This is a genomic window from Bradyrhizobium sp. Y36 (assembly GCF_002531575.1).
In the GTDB taxonomy this organism is placed as follows: Bacteria; Pseudomonadota; Alphaproteobacteria; order Rhizobiales; family Xanthobacteraceae; genus Bradyrhizobium.
The window spans coordinates 654,017-670,592 of sequence record NZ_NWTI01000001.1; the positions used below are offsets into that span (position 1 = coordinate 654,017).

At 66.3% G+C, this 16,576-nt stretch carries 15 protein-coding genes; 5 read left to right on the forward strand and 10 right to left on the reverse strand.

All coding sequences use genetic code 11. The annotated features are described in order from the left end of the window. Nucleotides 1–60 precede the first annotated feature (60 nt). Nucleotides 61–522, forward strand: a complete 462-nt coding sequence (locus tag CO669_RS03150) for an Lrp/AsnC ligand binding domain-containing protein (RefSeq protein ID WP_097657706.1) — start codon at nt 61–63, stop codon at nt 520–522. A 171-nt stretch (nt 523–693) separates the two neighbouring features. On the opposite strand, the gene CO669_RS03155 is transcribed toward CO669_RS03150, so the two are convergent. The 4 genes from CO669_RS03155 to CO669_RS03170 all read right to left on the reverse strand — a co-directional run bounded on the left by CO669_RS03155 (nt 694) and on the right by CO669_RS03170 (nt 4,808). Further along, nucleotides 694–894, reverse strand: a complete 201-nt coding sequence (locus CO669_RS03155; protein WP_008563500.1) for a cold-shock protein — start codon at nt 892–894, stop codon at nt 694–696. 442 nt (nt 895–1,336) lie between these two features. Then, nucleotides 1,337–1,651 (reverse strand): SorB family sulfite dehydrogenase c-type cytochrome subunit, encoded by a 315-nt coding sequence (gene sorB / locus CO669_RS03160; RefSeq protein WP_097657707.1) that lies wholly within the window; start codon nt 1,649–1,651, stop codon nt 1,337–1,339. 6 nt (nt 1,652–1,657) lie between these two features. Continuing rightward, entirely contained in the window at nt 1,658–2,857 is a 1,200-nt protein-coding gene (sorA, locus tag CO669_RS03165; RefSeq protein ID WP_097657708.1) for a SorA family sulfite dehydrogenase catalytic subunit, read from the reverse strand. A 217-nt stretch (nt 2,858–3,074) separates the two neighbouring features. After that, nucleotides 3,075–4,808: an adenylate/guanylate cyclase domain-containing protein gene (locus tag CO669_RS03170; protein ID WP_097657709.1), complete on the reverse strand. Its 1,734-nt coding sequence runs from the start codon at nt 4,806–4,808 to the stop codon at nt 3,075–3,077. 453 nt (nt 4,809–5,261) lie between these two features. Between CO669_RS03170 and CO669_RS03175 the strand changes: the two genes are divergently transcribed. Further along, nucleotides 5,262–6,767, forward strand: a complete 1,506-nt coding sequence (locus CO669_RS03175) for a glycosyltransferase family 39 protein (RefSeq protein ID WP_097657978.1) — start codon at nt 5,262–5,264, stop codon at nt 6,765–6,767. Nucleotides 6,768–6,943: 176 nt separating this feature from the next. Here the strand turns inward: CO669_RS03175 and CO669_RS03180 are convergent, their stop codons facing one another. Together CO669_RS03180 and CO669_RS03185 are read right to left on the reverse strand one after the other, a co-directional pair. Further along, nucleotides 6,944–7,972 carry a YcjF family protein gene (locus CO669_RS03180; protein ID WP_097657710.1) on the reverse strand — a complete coding sequence of 343 codons (1,029 nt, stop codon included), beginning with the start codon at nt 7,970–7,972 and terminating at the stop codon, nt 6,944–6,946. Beyond that, nucleotides 7,969–9,438 carry a YcjX family GTP-binding protein gene (locus tag CO669_RS03185; RefSeq protein ID WP_097657711.1) on the reverse strand — a complete coding sequence of 490 codons (1,470 nt, stop codon included), beginning with the start codon at nt 9,436–9,438 and terminating at the stop codon, nt 7,969–7,971. The genes CO669_RS03180 and CO669_RS03185 overlap by 4 nt, the downstream gene beginning before the upstream one ends. 178 nt (nt 9,439–9,616) lie before the next feature. Between CO669_RS03185 and trhA the strand changes: the two genes are divergently transcribed. Together trhA and CO669_RS03195 are read left to right on the forward strand one after the other, a co-directional pair. Then, nucleotides 9,617–10,312 carry a PAQR family membrane homeostasis protein TrhA gene (trhA, locus tag CO669_RS03190; RefSeq protein ID WP_097657712.1) on the forward strand — a complete coding sequence of 232 codons (696 nt, stop codon included), beginning with the start codon at nt 9,617–9,619 and terminating at the stop codon, nt 10,310–10,312. Nucleotides 10,313–10,379: 67 nt separating this feature from the next. Then, complete coding sequence (locus tag CO669_RS03195; RefSeq protein WP_097657713.1) at nt 10,380–11,174, forward strand: SDR family oxidoreductase; 795 nt, start codon at nt 10,380–10,382, stop codon at nt 11,172–11,174. A gap of 139 nt (nt 11,175–11,313) precedes the next feature. Here CO669_RS03195 and CO669_RS03200 read toward each other — a convergent pair whose 3' ends face one another. Beyond that, nucleotides 11,314–11,775: a MarR family winged helix-turn-helix transcriptional regulator gene (locus tag CO669_RS03200; RefSeq protein ID WP_198963793.1), complete on the reverse strand. Its 462-nt coding sequence runs from the start codon at nt 11,773–11,775 to the stop codon at nt 11,314–11,316. Nucleotides 11,776–11,850: 75 nt separating this feature from the next. On the opposite strand from CO669_RS03200, the gene CO669_RS03205 reads away from it, so the two are divergent. Beyond that, nucleotides 11,851–12,627: an SDR family NAD(P)-dependent oxidoreductase gene (locus CO669_RS03205; RefSeq protein ID WP_097657715.1), complete on the forward strand. Its 777-nt coding sequence runs from the start codon at nt 11,851–11,853 to the stop codon at nt 12,625–12,627. Nucleotides 12,628–12,808: 181 nt separating this feature from the next. Here the strand turns inward: CO669_RS03205 and mdlC are convergent, their stop codons facing one another. From mdlC to CO669_RS03220, 3 genes are all read right to left on the reverse strand, one after another. Next, entirely contained in the window at nt 12,809–14,431 is a 1,623-nt protein-coding gene (gene mdlC / locus CO669_RS03210) for a benzoylformate decarboxylase (protein ID WP_097657716.1), read from the reverse strand. Nucleotides 14,432–14,606: 175 nt separating this feature from the next. Continuing rightward, complete coding sequence (locus CO669_RS03215; protein WP_097657717.1) at nt 14,607–15,458, reverse strand: HTD2 family dehydratase; 852 nt, start codon at nt 15,456–15,458, stop codon at nt 14,607–14,609. A 14-nt stretch (nt 15,459–15,472) separates the two neighbouring features. Then, the gene (locus CO669_RS03220; RefSeq protein WP_198963794.1) at nt 15,473–16,573 is read right to left on the reverse strand and encodes a CaiB/BaiF CoA transferase family protein; all 1,101 of its coding nucleotides are present in this window, start codon (nt 16,571–16,573) and stop codon (nt 15,473–15,475) included. Nucleotides 16,574–16,576 lie beyond the last annotated feature (3 nt).

Consider the following 16,576-nt stretch of genomic DNA (forward strand, 5'->3'; position numbering starts at 1 on the left):
GACAATCTAATCGATTTGCCTTAGAAAATGAAGATCTGAAGCCTAATGGCCGTACAGAATATGGAACTCGATCGAATCGACCGGAAAATCCTCTCGATTCTTCAGGAAGACGGGCGAATCGCCAATGTCGAGCTCGCCGAGCGGATCGGGCTGTCGCCGACCTCGATCGGGGAGCGGCTGAAGCGCCTGCAGCGCGAGGGTTTTGTCGAGGGCTATGGCGCGCGGCTCAATCCGCATCGGCTGGGCCTCGGTCTTCTGGTGTTCGTCGAGGTGCTGCTCGACAAGACCACGCCCGATAATTTCGAGCGGTTTGCGCGCGCGGTGAAGCTCGCGCCCGAAGTTCTGGAGTGTCACATGGTTGCCGGCGGCTTCGACTATCTTGTGAAGGCGCGGCTGGCCGACATGGCGGCGTATCGACGCTTTCTCGGCGAGACCCTGCTGGCGATGCCGGGCGTGCGCGAGACGCGGACCTATGCGGTGATGGAGGAGATCAAACGCGACGCACCGTTGCCGGTGGGCTGACGAAATGCCGTCGCGATTGTCATTGCTGTGGCGTCGAACGAGCGGTTTTTCAGGAAAAATAGCTATCCTTGTGCAGTCGCAACGCCTGTCGTCGAATGCACTGGCCGTCTTCTGAAATTTTCTTGGCCCGCTCCCGGAGATGATCCGGGAGGCAGCAAAAGGCTGGCGGGCTTAAACTTTGAGGTTCTCTGCGGAGGTTTTGCCCCGGTTTGCGATCTCTTCGTATTCCACCGTCTGTCCCTCGTTGAGCGTGGACAAACCGGCCTTCTGCACTGCCGAGATATGCACGAACACATCCTTGCCCCCCGACGCAGGCTGGATAAATCCATAACCCTTCGTCGGGTTGAACCACTTGACCGTACCTTTAGCCATCACGACTTCTCCGCGGGTCTTCCTCCGAGATCTCGAACCGCCAGTCCCCGCCAACCGGCCGGTTCGGTCCTAACAGGATACGCGGAATGTGGCGGGCTTGGTAGCTCAAACCACATCGGCATTTCGCCGAATTCCGCTCAACTTCGCGGCGCTTTTGCCGGTTTTGCCCGTTTCGCGGTCAAATGGCCGGAGCGCGTCGGATCTACTGCGGAGAAAAGATCGACTCGTCGTTCTTCCTTACCCTCCGCTGGAGGGGTCCGGGACGAGCGTAGCTCGCCCGTGGTCGATCGCGCGCAGCGCGAGCGGGGTGGGGTGATCTCTCAACACGGGCAGCGTTCGAGGCGGAGAGACTGTCACCCCACCCCGCTACGCATTGCGCTGCGCTTCATGCGTAGCGACCCTCCCCCTCCAGGGGAGGGTAAGCGAGCGCGATGCCCGTCCGTCAATAGGTCGCGGCCAGATAATCGACGATCTTGCCGACATCGGCATCGTTGATCGGCGCGCCATAGACCTTGATCATCTTGGTCACCTCGGCCTGCCAGAAGCCTTTCTTGTCCTTCATCGGCGGCTGCGTCTTGATGTAGTCGGCCGAGTGGCAGGCGCTGCAATTGCCCTTGACGACCTCGAGATCGGGGCCCGGCTTGAACGCAGCGACCTCGTCCGGAAGCTGGTAGTTGACGGGCGCCGCGGTCACGGTCGCAAGGCCGGTGGCGAGGGCAAGCGTGATGGCGAGGAGAACGGTGCGCTGCACGATCATTCTCCCTCAGGCCACGCTGACGCGAACGGTTTCGACGACGTTGCGCAAATAACCCGCCGGGTTCCAGCGCGGCGTGTCCGGCTGCGTCTCACCGCCATTGCCGGTGGCGCGCACCTTGAGCTCGACATTGCCCGCCGCGAGCTTCACCGGCAGCTTCCATTCGCGGAAGGCGTATTTGCCGAGATCCTTGCCGAGCTTGGCGCTGACCCAGGTCTTGCCGCCGTCGGTGGAGACCTGGACCTCCCGAATGCCCTTGCCGCCGTCGAAGGCGATGCCGCGCAGCGTCGTGCGGCCGGCCTTGAGCTTGGCGCCGTCAGGGACGCTGGTGATGAAGGAACGGATGGTCAAGCGGTTGATCGGGATGGTCGCCTTCGGCGTGGTGCCGGGCTCGATCGAATTGTCGGGCGTATCGGGGATGCGGTAGGCCGACTTCATCCAGAAGCCGTCATAGACATTGTCGATGACGGTGATCTCGTTGAGGTGCTTGACCCAGTAGGTGCCGTAATAGCCGGGCACGATCAGGCGCAGCGGAAAGCCGTTGAGGAACGGCAAATCCTCGCCGTTCATGCCATAGGCCAGCATCACCTCGCCGTCGCTGGCGTGCGCGATGTCGAGCGCCTTGACGAAGTCAGGCGTCTTGTCGCTGACAGGGCCGTCCATGCCGTTGAACGTGACCTGCTTGGCGCCGCTCTGCACGCCGGCCATCTCCAGCACCGCCTTCAGCGGCACGCCGCGCCAGCGCGCGCAGCCCATGGCGCCGTTGGCGAGCTGGCCGCCGGCGACGCGCGGCTCGAAGAAGCCGCGGCTGTTGCCGGAGCACTGTGCGACGGCGACGATCTCCGTCGCCTTCATCTTTCTGATGTCCTTCAACGACAGCTTCAGCGGCTTGTCGACCTTGCCCTTGACCTCGAGCGTGAACTTGTCGGGGTCGAGATTGTAGGGCAGGTCGGAGAGGTGATAGCGCACGAAGAACGCGTTGTTTGGCGTGATCGGGCCGTCGTTGAAGATCGCAAACGGCGTCTCGAGCTGCGGCGGCCGGCTGGTGAGGCCGATCATCGGCCGCTTCTGCGGATATTTCACCAGCGGCCGTTCGCCATTGGCGAACGGGAGCGTGACGGTGTCGAGTGCCAAGGCCCTGGTGGAATTCAGCGTGGCCGCAAGTGCGGCGAAGCCCGCTCCTTTGAGCAGGTCGCGTCGATCGAACATCTGGTCCCCTCCCGGGAGCTTTTCGTCGGACCTGCGGTCATCACCGCCGACCCGCGCTCATCTGTCGCAACGATCTCGACGAAGTCAATTCGTGCTTTCGCAGCAGGCCCATGCCGCTGCGTTGCAGCAGGCCGGTGTTACATGAGCATGCATGCGGCCAGGTTCTCTCTGCGGCGGCGGTGTCCTCCCTCGCCCCGCTTGCGGGGAGAGGCGAACATCAGGCCGCGACGCGCTCCCTGCGATCCACCAGCGCCGCCAGCTCCCGCGCGTCTGCCACCACGCGCACGGCCATCGGCTCGTCGCGGCCGCGGATCGGGACTTCCTGTTGCGGCAGCGCATCGTCGGCAAGGCCCGCCGTGCTGCGGATCTCGTCCGAGACGATCGCCTCGCAGGTCAGCGTCTTGGTCATGTCCTGCAGGCGGGCGGCGACGTTGACGGCATCGCCCAGCGCCGTGAAGACGATGTGATCGCGATAGCCGATGTCGCCGATGATGACCTCGCCGCCGTGAATGCCGATGCCGAAGCGGATCGGCTGGCGAAGATCGTGGCTCAGGAGCTGGTTCAGCTCGTCGATATGGGTGGCGATGCCGCTCGCCGCCTTCAGCGCCTGCCGACAGGCGATTTGCGGATCGGCGGTGAGCCCGAACAGCGCCAGCATGCCGTCGCCGACGAACTGGTTCGGCTGGCCGCCATTCTCGATCACGGCCTGCGACACCGCGCCGAGGAAGCGGTTGACGATGAAGACGGTGTCGAACGGCAGCCGCTTCTCGGCGAGCTGCGTCGAGCCGCGCATGTCCACGAACAGGCTGACGAGATAGCGCTCCTGGCCGATGCTGGCCGGCGCCGAGGCGTGTGCGCTCGCCGACGATGCCTGCGGCGTGAAGAGCTGGAAGAAGGAGAGGTCGGAGGTCGGCCGCAGCTGGCAGGCCAGCCTGATCGAGGGATCGTTGGTGCCGACGCGGGTCAGCACGAAGGCCTCGCGCTGCGACGGCTCGGGCAGGACGGCATGATCGCCGATGACGCGGATGCGGCAGGTCGAGCAGCGGGCGCGGCCGCCGCAGACGCTAGCATGGGGCAGATTGTGCCGCAGGCTCGCTTCCAGCACGGAGAGGCCCTTGGGGACCCGCACCGTCTTGCCGTTGCCGTAGGACAGCGCGATCATGCCGCCGCGCCGTTCGCGCCAGGCCCGCATGCCGCGCGCTGCCAGCGCCAGACCCAGCAGCCCGAAATAGGTGACGGTGAACGCGCCGGTGATGCGATCGAGCGTCGCGGCCTCGGCCGTGGTGCCGACCTGACGACGGGTGAGATTGTGCGTGCGCCATTCGCCGTCATCGGCTTCGAATGCGACGTTCCGACCGCCCTGGTAGATGCCGAGCAGCGACAGCGTCGGGACCAGCACGGCGGCAGCGAGCAGATAGGGCGCGGCGCGCACGAAGAACGGCTTGAGGCGCAGCCAGAAGAAGATGCCGATGCAGCCATGCACCCAGGCGACCAGCAGCAGGATCGTCATCTGCCACAGCCGTCCGGGCGCGGCGACGAAGAACAGATACAGCTCCTGCGGATAGAGCTTCTGATGACCGTAGAGGGTATAGCCGAGCCGCACCCCGACCACGTGCGCCATGACCAGTGCGGGGATGCTGAGGCCCAGCACGAGCTGCAGCGGCTCGATCGTCCGCCAGCGGAACTGGCGGCGCTGATACAGCGCGTAGATGCCGAGCCCCATATGGGTGAGCGCGGCGCTGTAGAACACGATCGCGACCGGCAGGAACTGCCAGAACGCGGTGTGATAGTAGACCCCGGCCTCCATGGCCTCGACCGAGATATTGCCGAGCGCATGGTTGAGGAAATGGCTGATCACGTAGGAGAACAGGATCAGGCCGCAGACCAGCCGCACCTGCCGCACGCTGGTCGCGCGGACGAGTTCGGACATGTGTGCAGGAGCGGAGGCCATGATTCGATTGTATCAGTTCACGAAGAAGAACAGCCAGCGTAGCGGTTAATTCCCGATGTGGACAGCCGGCGGGATCACATGCGCGGCAAGGTTACCAAACCGTAGGGTCGGCAAAGGCGCGCGCCGGTGCGCAGTGCCCACGATGTCACGGTCAACCTCTGCCGTCGTCCCGGACAAGCGCGCCCTCAGGCGCGCGCCGATCCGGGACCTATCACCACAGGAAGACATTTGGCGAAGACTTGGAGTGACCAGGTCGCCCCAAACCCCTCCCTGTGCCTGGGTCCCGGGTCGCGCTTCGCTTGCCCGGGACGACACTGGTGTTGGCGCACCGCATTGACTCCCCCTTCCAGGTTGGCGAAAAGCGCGGCCGTGACGATCGCTCCCGATAGTTCTGCGAAGCCGGACGGCACCGAACGCCGTCTCATCCTTGTTGCCGTGGCGATCATCGCCGCGATGACGCTGTTGCGCATCGTCTATGCTTCCGCGATCGAGTTGCGCACCGACGAGGCCTATTATTGGACCTGGTCGAAGGAGGGCGCGCTCAGCTTCCTCGATCACCCCCCTGCTATCGCCTGGTTGATCCGCCTGGGAACCGCGATCCTCGGCGACACCCCGCTCGGGGTGCGCCTCGGCGGCATCGTCGCGATGCTGGTGACGCAGCTGCTGCTGGCCGACATCGTCCGCCGTCTTACCCATGATGTGCGCGCGGTGGTGCTCGCGGTGCTGATGCCGGAGGCCGCGCTCTATTACGGCCTGCTGATGGCCAAGGTCGCGCCCGATGTCGCCATGATCCCGTTTGCGGTGGCGATGATGTGGTCGCTGGTGCGGCTGGCGCAAAGCGGCGACGGACGCTGGTGGCTGGCGGCCGGGCTGTTCGCCGGCCTCTCGATGCTGTCGAAATTCACCGCGGTGATGTTCGCGCCGGCGGTTGCGGCCTTTCTGCTGGTGCCGGATTGGCGCTGGCGCTGGCTGCGCAGCTCGTATCCTTATCTCGCGGTGCTGGTCGCAATCGCCGTGTTCTCGCCGGTGCTGATCTGGAATGCGCAGCACGACTGGGCCTCGTTCCGCTTCCAGGGCGTGCGCGCCACCGCCAATTACGGCATCTCGTTCCGCACCCTCGGCGACTTCATCGGCCTGCAGTTCGGCCTGGTCGGCTTCGTCATGCTGCCGGTGGTGCTGACAGGCCTCGTGCTGACGGCCTGGCGGGGCTACCGCACGCGCGAGCCCGTCGCGATCCTGTTGTCGACCGCGGTGCTGCTGCCGTTCCTGTATTTCCTGGTGAAATCGACCACGCTCCGGGTCGGCGACACCTGGCCGATGTTCATGTGGCCGGTCGGCTTTGCTGCAGCCGCCGTCAACCTCGCGGCCATGATGAAGGAGGATTGGTCGGCGCGCATGCTGAGATCGTCGGTGTTCTGGGCCAAGACCGCCGTCGGTTCGGGCCTCGCCTTCGTCGTCATCGTGTTCCTCTATTATGTCGCTGCGCCCTTCAATCTGCTTGGCAAGATCGATCCGATCGGCGCCGAGGCCGGCTATGAGGAGGTCGCCGCGCGCGCGCAGGCGGCGCTCGATGAGACCGGCGCGACCTGGATCGCCACCACGGACTACCGCACCTACGCGATGATGCGCTGGCTGTTCCGCGGCCGCGTGCCCGTCATCGAGATCAACGAGCGCGGCCGCTTCCAGGATTTCCGCGATCCCGGCATGGACAAGATCAGGGGCCATGCCGGCATCTATGTCGGGCGCGAGCCGGACGATCGTTCGTCGCTGTGGGAGACCATTCCTGCCAAGCGCGAGCCGCTCGGCGAAGTCGAACGAAGCTGGCGCGGCGTTCGCTCGGATACCTATGCGATCGAGAAGCTCACCGGCTGGACCCCCGAGCTGTCGCCGCCGAAGGACTCGCCGCTGTTTTGGTGGAAGGTGCTGGCGGGCGAATTTGAAAAGCGCTTCTTCGGCTAGCACGGCGTCCCTTCACCCCCCTGGAGGGGGAGGGTCGATCGCGCGCAGCGCGAGCGGGGTGGGGTGATCTCTCCGCTCGGGCAGCGTTCAAGGAGGAGAGACACCCCACCCCGTCTCGCATCGCTGGCGCGCTGCGAGCCGACCCTCCGCCTCCAGGGGAGGGTAAGGAAGAACCGCTACTCCTCCTCGTCCTTCTTCCGCAGCAGATCCGTCGCCAGGTCCGACAATTTCGGCGGCGGCAACGCGGCGAACGGCAGCGGCCTCGTGACGTCGATCGCGGCGAGGCCCAGCCGGGCCGTCAGCAGCCCGTTCAGCACGCCTTCACCCAGCCGTTGCGACAGCTTCGCCGCGATGCCGTGGCCGAGCATCTGCTGCACCAGGCTGTCGCTCGCGGCCATGCCGCCGGTGATGGCGAGATGGGCGATGACGTGGCGGAGCAGGCGGATCATGCCGAGCGCGCCGGGGCGGCCGCCATAGAGATAGGCGAGCTGGCGGATCAGGCGCAGGGCGGCGACGAACACGAACAACACGTCGATCGCCGCGCGCGGGCTCACCGCGGTCACGATCGAAACCTTTTGCGCGGCGGAGGACACCAGACGCCGCGCTTCGGCATCCAGCGGCGACATCAGTTCGCGCTCGGCGAGCCGGATCATGTCGGCGCCGTCGATGATCTCGCCGGTGTGGCTCTCCAGCGCGGCGCGGGCGCGCGCGAGCTGCGGGTTCTGGTGCGCGATCTCAAGCAGATCCTGCACGATGGCGCGGCTCTCCTTGCGGTCGTCGCTGGCAAGCACGGCCGCCGCGCGCGCATGCAGTTTCTCGATGGTCGCGAGGCGCGCGAGCCCGAACGCCTCGCGGCCGATCACGACCGCGAGCGCCAGCGCGGTGACGGCAGCGAAGGCGACACCGACGAAGCCGAGGGTTTCGCTGCGCGCGAACAGATCCTCGATCAGGCGGACCACGCCGAGCCCGGTGCCGAGCAGCGTCAGCCCGGCAAGCCCCGACCAGAACAGCGTGCCCCAGGGAAAGCCGCGGCGCGCGGGCAGCGCGGCTGCGATCGGCACCGGCAGCGCCTGCGGGTCATGCTCCGGCGTGATTTGGATGGTGGCGCGGCCGAGCCGGCTGGTTTCGTCGGCTTCGGTGACGACGACGCCGGGATCGTCGAGCCGGAACGTCGCCGGCCGCCGTGGCTTCGATCGGTCGTTCATGCGAGCTTGTCTCCGATCAGGAACTGCAAGGCACGGTCGAGGCGGATGTGAGGCAACGTCGGCTCATTCGTTCCCTCGCGCTCGAGTTTGGGCGGACGGAAGCGCAGGAAGCGGAAGTCGCTCTTCTCGGCAGCCTGGGTCGAGAGCCCCTCGAACGCGCCCGTGCCGTTGAACAGCGGCTCGGGATCGAGCGGAAGATCGCCGGGAAACGTCGCCACTTCCGTGTTGCCGTCGAAGAACTCGCCGCCGGCGCTTTCGCCCGCGGCGGGTGTTCCCAGGATCGACGGCAGTTTGTCGCGGCCGTGCGCGACCTGCGCTTCCCGTGTGGCGCGCACCGCGGCGAGCGCCACCACGTCGATGGCGGCGCCGGTATTTTCCGCGCGCGCGACTGCGCCGGAGACGGCGCGGCGCAGCACGGCCTCGAGCCGGTCGTGGCTGGAATGGTGCAGATGGTCCGCCTTGGTCGCTGCGAACAGGATGCGGTCGATGCGCGGCCGGAACAGGCTGGAGAGGATTGTGCTGCGGCCGATGTTGAAGCAATCGAGGATGCCGGCCAGCGCGGCTTCGAGATCGTGCAGCGCCTCGGGGCCGGAGTTGAACGCGGCGAGCGCGTCGGCCAGCACGATCTGGCGATCGAGCCGGGCAAAATGATCGCGGAAGAACGGCCGCACCACGACGTCCTTGTAGGCCTCGAAGCGGCGCACCATCATCGCCCACAGCGATCCATCCGGCGCCTGCCTGCCAGCGGGCACGTCGAGCGGCGCGAAGGTCAGCGCCGGCGAGCCCGCGAGATTGCCGGGCATCAGGAAACGGCCGGGCGGCAGCAGGCTCATCGCGAAACGTTCGTCACGGCAGGCGCGCAGATAATCGGTGAAGAGCTTTGCCGCGGTCAGCGTCGCCTGCTCGTCCTCGCGCGCTTCGGGCTTGAGCGTCGCAAGATGCGCGTGCCATTCGCTCGCAAGATGCGCGCGCGGGACCTCGCGCGACAGCGCAAGGCTTTCCGCCGACCATTGCTCAAAACTCTTCTGCAGCAGCGGCAGGTCGAGCAGCCACTCGCCGGGATAGTCGACGATGTCGAGCGTCAGCGTGCGGTCGGCGCCGTTCGGGCGCTGATAGTCGATGACGAGCCTGAGCTCGCTGATGTCGACGGTCGAGCTCGGCCAATGCCGCTCCTCGACCAGCGCGCGCAAATGGCTCTCATAGGCGAACCGCGGCACGGCATCGTCGGGCTGCGGCGCCAGATGCGCCCGCGCGATCCGCCCCGCGGCATAGGCGTCGAATACCGGAAACCGGCCGCCGCGCGTGAGGCCGTGGATCAGCGCGGTGATGAACACGGTCTTGCCGGCCCGCGACAGGCCCGTGACCCCGAGCCGTACCGTCGGGTTGAAGAAGTGCTCGCCATAGTCGATCAGCGCCTGCGCGGACAGCCGCGCTTCTTCGACCATGTCCTGGAAACTGAATGCCATATGAACGTTAGTGGATCCGGGGCGGGCGGGATGTGTGTCCGTTCACAAAAGTGGCAATTGCGTGGGGAAAATCAAGCTCCATACTTCCACCGCCTTTGCAGGGAAATCCCCCGTTTGAACGACGCGCCGATCTTGAGCTACCCATAGAAGAGGGCATTACCACAACTTGCGGATTGCCATGACCGTCTTCCAACTGAAACAGTTTGCATCGAATTCCGTGCATGCCGCCGCCGACGCGATCGGCTGGGATTATGACCGTGCCGAGCTCATCGCCGACGGCATCATCCACGCGATCGGCGTGCTGTCCGGCATCGTCGCCGCGACCGTCCTGGTGGTGCTGACGGCGATCTATGCCGATGCGACCGACATCGTCGGCGTCTCGATCTACGTCGCCGGGCTGCTCTCGATGCTGGTGCTGTCGGCGACCTATAACCTCTGGCCGGTGTCTCCGGCCAAATGGCTGCTGCGGCGGTTCGACCATTCGGCGATCTATCTGTTGATCGCCGCGACCTACACGCCGTTCATCCTCGAGGTGAAGGACAGCGTGTTCGCGCTGGTGCTGCTCGCCGGCGTCTGGTGCGTCGCCGTGCTCGGCATCGTGCTGAAGCTGTTCTGCCCCGGCCGCTTCGACCGCGTCTCGGTCGGTATTTATCTCGCGATGGGCTGGAGCGGCGTGATGCTCTACGACGCCGTGGTCAAGGCATTGCCGGCACTGGTGCTGGGCCTCATCCTCGCCGGCGGCCTGCTCTACAGTTTTGGCGTGATTTTTCACGCATGGCGGCGGCTGCGCTTCCAGAATGCGATCTGGCACGGCTTTGTCTTGGCCGGCGCGGCGTGCCATTATACCGCGGTGCTCGACCTCGTGTTGAGCTGAGCAGGACCCGCGACGCCCGGACGGGCGAAGCGGCCGACAAGCGGTATAAGACAAGAGGAGACGTCGCATGCAGGTGACCGGCAAGGTCGTGGTCGTCACGGGCGGCGCTAACGGCATCGGCAAGGCGCTGTGCGAGGCCTTTCACGCGGCGGGCGCGGCCAAGGTCGTCGTCGCGGACATGGACGCCGGCAATGCCAGGGCGGTCGCCGCCATGGTGGACGGGGCGGCGTTCAAATGCGACGTCGCGCAGGAAAAGGACATTTCGCATGTGATCGAGGAGACCGAGCGCCAGTTCGGACCCATTGATCTCTTTTGCTCAAACGCCGGCATCGGCGGCGGCTTCGATCCGATGTCGGAAAACGCCGGCGGCGCCTCCGACGAGCCGTGGCAGCGCAGCTGGGCGATCCACGTCATGGCGCATGTCTATGCGGCGCGGCATCTCGTGCCCCGCATGAAGGCGCGTGGCGGCGGCTATTTCCTCAACACGATTTCGGCCGCGGGCCTGTTGTCGCAGGTCGGCAGCCCCGCTTATTCCACCACCAAGCACGCCGCGGTCGGCTTTGCCGAGAATCTCGCGATCTCGCACAAGGCGCACAACATCAGGGTCTCGATCCTCTGCCCGCAGGGCGTCGACACCAACATGCTGCGCTCGATCCCCAAGGGCCCGCAATCCGGCGATGGCGATCTCACGCCGGAGCAGGTGGCGAAAGACGTGCTCGCCGGCCTCGAGCAGGAGACGTTCCTGATCCTGCCGCACCCCCAGGTGCTCGGCTACATGCGCAAGAAGACCGAGAACTACGACCGCTGGATCGGCGGCATGGCCAAGATCCAGGCCAAGATGCGGGAGGATTTCGGGAAGTGAGGGGGAGATCGTCGCTCCGATTGACGCTGTCATGCCCCGCGAAGGCGGGGCATCCAGTACGCTGCGGCCTCTCGATTCAATCACAACCGCCTCGGAGTACTGGATCGCGCCTTCGCGGGCGATGACACCCAGGGTGAGGTCACACCACCAACTCCACGTCTTCCTCCATCCGGCTCGCCCGCAGCGCCCTTGCATAGAGCATCATCCCCTCGCGTACCTTGCGCTGCTCGGCGTCCGTCAACGCCGCCAGCGCGCCGCGCACCTGCTGGCGGCCGAACGCGTGCAGCGCCTCCAGTGTGCGCCGGCCCTTTGCCGTCAACGACAGTTTCTTGCTGCGTGCATCCGCCTCATCGGGCGTCTCCCTGAGCTCGCCACAGTCGATCAGCTTGCGCACCAGGCGGCTGACGCTGGATTTTTCCAGCCGCAGGAAGTCGCCGAGCTCGCCCGAGGTCATCGGACCGCGGATGCCGATCTCCAGAATGGTGTGCACGGCCGAGGGCGGATAATCCGAGGCTGCGACCGTCGCATCCATGAAGCCGAGCTCGCGCACCATCAGGCGCGAGGCAGCGCGGATGTCGTCGATCAATGCAAGCTCGGCCATCTTGACTCCCGGCATATAGTTGTATCATACAACTATATGCGCAGAGCGGCGCGCGCAAGCGTTTTGGAGTGGACGATGAGCGAAGCTTTGCCGACGGGGATGCGGATGAGGGGCAAGGTCTGCCTGGTCACCGGCGGCGGCAGCGGCATCGGCCGCGCCACCGCGCTGCGGATGGCGTCCGAGGGCGCCGGGACAATCCTGGTTGCGGGCCGGCGCGAGGCCGAGATCGAGGCGACTGTCGCCTCGTGCCGCGCGCTCGGCACGGAGGCGATCGCGCTTCGGACTGACATCACGCGCGAGGACGAGGTCGCACGCCTCGTCGGCACCGCCGTCGAACGTTGCGGCCGGCTCGATGTTGCCTTCAACAATGCCGGCTTCCAGGAGCGCCGCGCGCCGCTGGAAGAGCAGGGCCTTGAGGTCTACGACAGCGTGTTCGACACCAATGTCCGCGCGCTGTTCCTGTGCCTGCGTCACCAATTGCCCGTCATGCTCGCGCAGGGGCGCGGCAGCATCGTCGTCAATGCCTCGGTCAGCGGCATGCGCAATCCCAATCCCGGCTTCTCGCTCTATTCCGCGTCCAAGGCCGCCGCGATTTCGCTGACCCGCTCGGCGGCGATGGAGAACGCCCCGCGCGGTATCCGCATCAATGCCGTCGCGCCCGGCCGCGTCGTCACCGACATGATGCTGCGTGCCGGCGTCGGCGACGTCGCAACGGTCAGCGCCGGCCTGCCGCTGCGGCGGATGGGCAGCCCGGAGGAGGTGGCGGAGGCTGTGGTGTGGCTGTCGTCGGACGCGTCATCGTATGTGGTCGGACACGTGCTCGCGGCCGACGGGGGATTTTTGGCGTCGTAGTTGCGCGGTGGTGCAACAAACTCAGTGTCGTCCCCGCGAAGGCGGGGACCCATAGCCACACGGCGAGATTTGGCGAAGACTGCCAGTGTCGTAGCCCGGATGGAGCGGAGCGCAATCCGGGAATCGTGCCTCAAGCGAGCGGGCCCCGGATTACGCTCCGCTCCATCCGGACTACGGCCGTTCAATGCTTCTGCCCGTACAGCACCGGCACCGCCGAATCCACGACGACCTCGACGAGGCTGGTGCCTGCATGCGCCATGCCGCGCTTCAGGGCCTCGCCCAGCTCCGCCGCCTTGCTCACCCGCACCGCGTGGCAGCCCATGCCTTCGGCCAGCCGGACGAAATCGATGCCCGGCAATTCGAGCCCCGGCACGTTCCGCACCTGCATCACCTGGCTGAACGAGCGCATCGCGCCGTAGCCGGAATTGTTGATAACGACGATGGTCAGCGGCAGCTTGCGTTGGGCTGCGGTCCACAGCGCCTGGATCGAATACATCGCAGAGCCGTCGCCGATCAGGCACACGGTGCGGCTGTTCGGCTTGCCGAGCGCCATGCCGACGGCGGCCGGCAAGGAGTAGCCGAGGCCGCCGCTCGCCATGGTGTAGAATGAATCCTGGCCGCGCATCGGCATGAATTTCTGCATCGCCGGGCGGTGCGACGGCACTTCCTCGACCAGCGAGGCGCCCTCCGGCATCGCCTGCGACAGCGAATGCAGCAGGAATTCGACCGGCAGCGGATCGGCGGTCTGCGGCGCCGGCGGCAGCGTGCGGCCCTTCGGTGCGGCGCGCTTGCTCTCCGGCAGCAGCTCGAGCAGCAGGCTCAGGGCCGGCTTCATGGTGGCGATGATGCTGGTGCCTGATGGCGTCACTGCAGCGGCATCCGCATCTTCTGTGATCTGGAAGATCGTCGCGCCGCCGTCGAAGATCGCGGCATGGCCTTCGACGTGGAAGGTGAACACCGGCGCGCCGATGACGACGACGAGATCGTGCTCGCGCAGCGCATCGGAGAGCTGGGCCGGCGAAGCGTGCAGGAAGCCCGCGAACTGCGGATGGCGCTCGGGGAACGAGCAGCGCGCCGAGAACGGGCTGACCCAGACGCTGGCCCTGGCCTTCTCCGCCACGCGCACCATCAGGTCGACCGCGCCGGCGCGGTCGACGCCGGGGCCGACCACGAGGGCAGGGTGTTTTGCGCTCGCGAGCGCGGCAACCAGGGCCTTCATCGGCTCAAGCTCAGGTCCGATCTCGCGGCTGACCTTGCGCGCCTCCACCGGTGCACAGGCATGCGCCCAGTCGTCGATCGGGATCGAGACGAAGGTCGGCCCGCACGGCGGCTGCATCGCGGTGTAGTAGGCGCGCGCGATGGCGGCCGGCACGTCCTCGGGGCGTGCCGGCTCGACGCTGTATTTGACGTAAGGCCGCGGGAATTCCGAGGCGCGCTCGGCATAGAGGAACGCCTGTAGCGGCAGGATCGAGCGGGCCTGCTGGCCCGCAGTGATGACGAGCGGCGTCTGGTTGCGATGCGCGGTGTAGATGTTGCCGAGCGCATTGCCGACGCCGGCCGCCGAATGCAGATTGACGAAGCCGGCGTTGCGCGTTGCCTGCGCATAGCCGTCGGCCATGCCGACCGCACTGGCCTCCTGCAGCGCCAGCACATAGTCGATATCGTCGGGCCAGTCAGAGAGAAACGGCAGCTCGGTCGAGCCGGGATTGCCAAAGACCCTGTCGATGCCGAAGGAGCGCAAGAGGTCGAGCGTCGCCTGCTTGACGGTGACGGACTTGCTGCCGCTCTTGCCGTTCTTGGCCATGGTTTCCGTCCCCTTCAAATTCCTCATCCTGAGGAGCGCGTCTTCGCGCGTCTCGAAGGATGAAGGCCCGGCTGGTGGCCTCGACCTTCGAGACGCCGCTGCGCGGCTCCTCAGGGTGAGGGTCTACGTTCTTACATCGCCGCTACGCTCGCAATGACGGGGAGAGCGCGGTTGCTCACCACACCGCCGTCCCCTTCATCGTCGGCTGTCCCTCCGCATTCGCGGTCCACAGCTCCATGCCCGCCTCGGTCTCGTTGGCGTTGATCGAGAACTCCGTGCCCTCGAACAGCGGTTGCAGGCCGCGATAGGTGAACTTCTTCGGCGCCCTGCCGCCGCGCAGCTTGGCTGCCATCTCGATGATCAGCGCGGCCTGCAGCGGGCCGTGGAAGATCAGGCCGGGATAGCCCTCGACCTTGGTGACGTAGTCGCGGTCGTAATGGATGCGGTGGCCGTTGAAGGTCAGCGCGGAATAGCGGAACAGCAGCACGGGATCGGACACGTGCGTCTCGCGGTGCTGCGCAGTCGGCGGCGGAGGCGGGGCCTTGGCGCTGGCGGGCGCGCTGCTCGTCATCTCGCGATAGACGATGTCCTGGCGCTCGCGGATGGCGGTGCCGCGCGGCGAGGAGATGCTGTGCTCGACCGAGACGAAGCACAGCGTGCCGGTCGAGCCCGTCTTCACCTGCACGTCGGCGATGCGCGAGGTCCGCGTCGATTCATCGCCAACCTGCAGCGGCTGCAGGAATTCGATCTCGCCGCCGGCCCACATGCGGCGCGGCAGCGGCACCGGCGGCAGGAAGCCGCCGCGGGTGGGGTGGCCGTCGGGGCCGAGCATCGACATCGGAAACACCGGCTGCGCCAGGCACCAATGCACCGTGAACGGCGCGGCGTCGCCCTTTTTGGGCTCGCCGACCTCCTGGAACAGCGTCGCGCGCAGGCCCATGACGAGCTGCGCGGTGACGATGTCGGTGGCCTCGGTGCTGCGGCCGATCCATTGCCTGAGATGATCGATGTCGAGCTTCTCGGTCATGACGCCTCGCTCTTTTACTTCTTCGTTGGCTTTTCGCCGATCGCCGGCACCGCGCCGTAGGTGCGGGTCTCGCCGACGATGATCGGCGCCGGCGCGGGATAGCTGACACGTCCCTGCGGCGTGTCCACCTCGATGCGGCGCAGATGCGGATGGTTGGTGAGGTCGGCCATGGTGTTGACCTCGGCAAAGGCGATGTCGGCGTCCGACAGCCGCTTCAGCAGCTCGTCGCGCGTCATCCTGCCGAAGATGTCCGCCACCGTCGTGTCGGTGAAGTCGCGGTTGCGCACGCGCTCGACCATGTTGGCGACGCGGGGATCGGCGGGCAGGTCGGGCTGATCCAGCACCTTCGCGCACAGCGTCTTCCACTCCCGCTCGCTCTGGATCGAGATCAGGATGTCCTTGCCGTCCTTCGAGGTGAAGACGCCATAGGGCGCGATCGAGGGATGGCGCAGGCCCATGCGCTTGGGCGGATTGCCGGCTTCCGAATTGAGCAGCGGCACGGTGCACCAGTCCGCCATCACGTCGAACATGGAGATGCGGATGTCGGCGCCCTTGCCGGTGCGTCCGCGCGCGATCAGCGCCTCCAGGATCGCCGCATGCGCGGTGGCGCCGGTCGCAACGTCCACGATCGACATGCCGACACGCGAGGCGCCGTCGGGATTGCCGGTGATCGAGGCAAGGCCGCTCTCGGCCTGGATCAAGAGGTCATAGGCCTTGCGATGCGCGTAGGGGCCCTCGTCGCCGTAGCCGGTGATGGTGCAGGAGATCAGCTTCGGATAGTCCCTCAGCAGCCGCTCGCGCGAAAAGCCGAGCTTGTCCATCGAGCCCGGCTTGAGGTTCTGGATCAGCACGTCGGCGCTGGCGATCAGCTGCTCCAGCTCGGCGCGACCTTCCTTGGTCGTGAGATCGACCACCGCGGATTGCTTGCCGCGGTTGAGCCAGACGAAATAGCTGCTCTGGCCCTTGGCCGCCGCGTCATAGCCGCGGGCGAAATCGCCCTCGGGCCGCTCGATCTTGATCACCTCGGCACCGGCATCCGCCAGCCGCGAGGAACAGAACGGCGCCGCCACCGCCTGCTCGACCGCAATCACCCTGATCCCGTCAAGTGCTCCCATGAT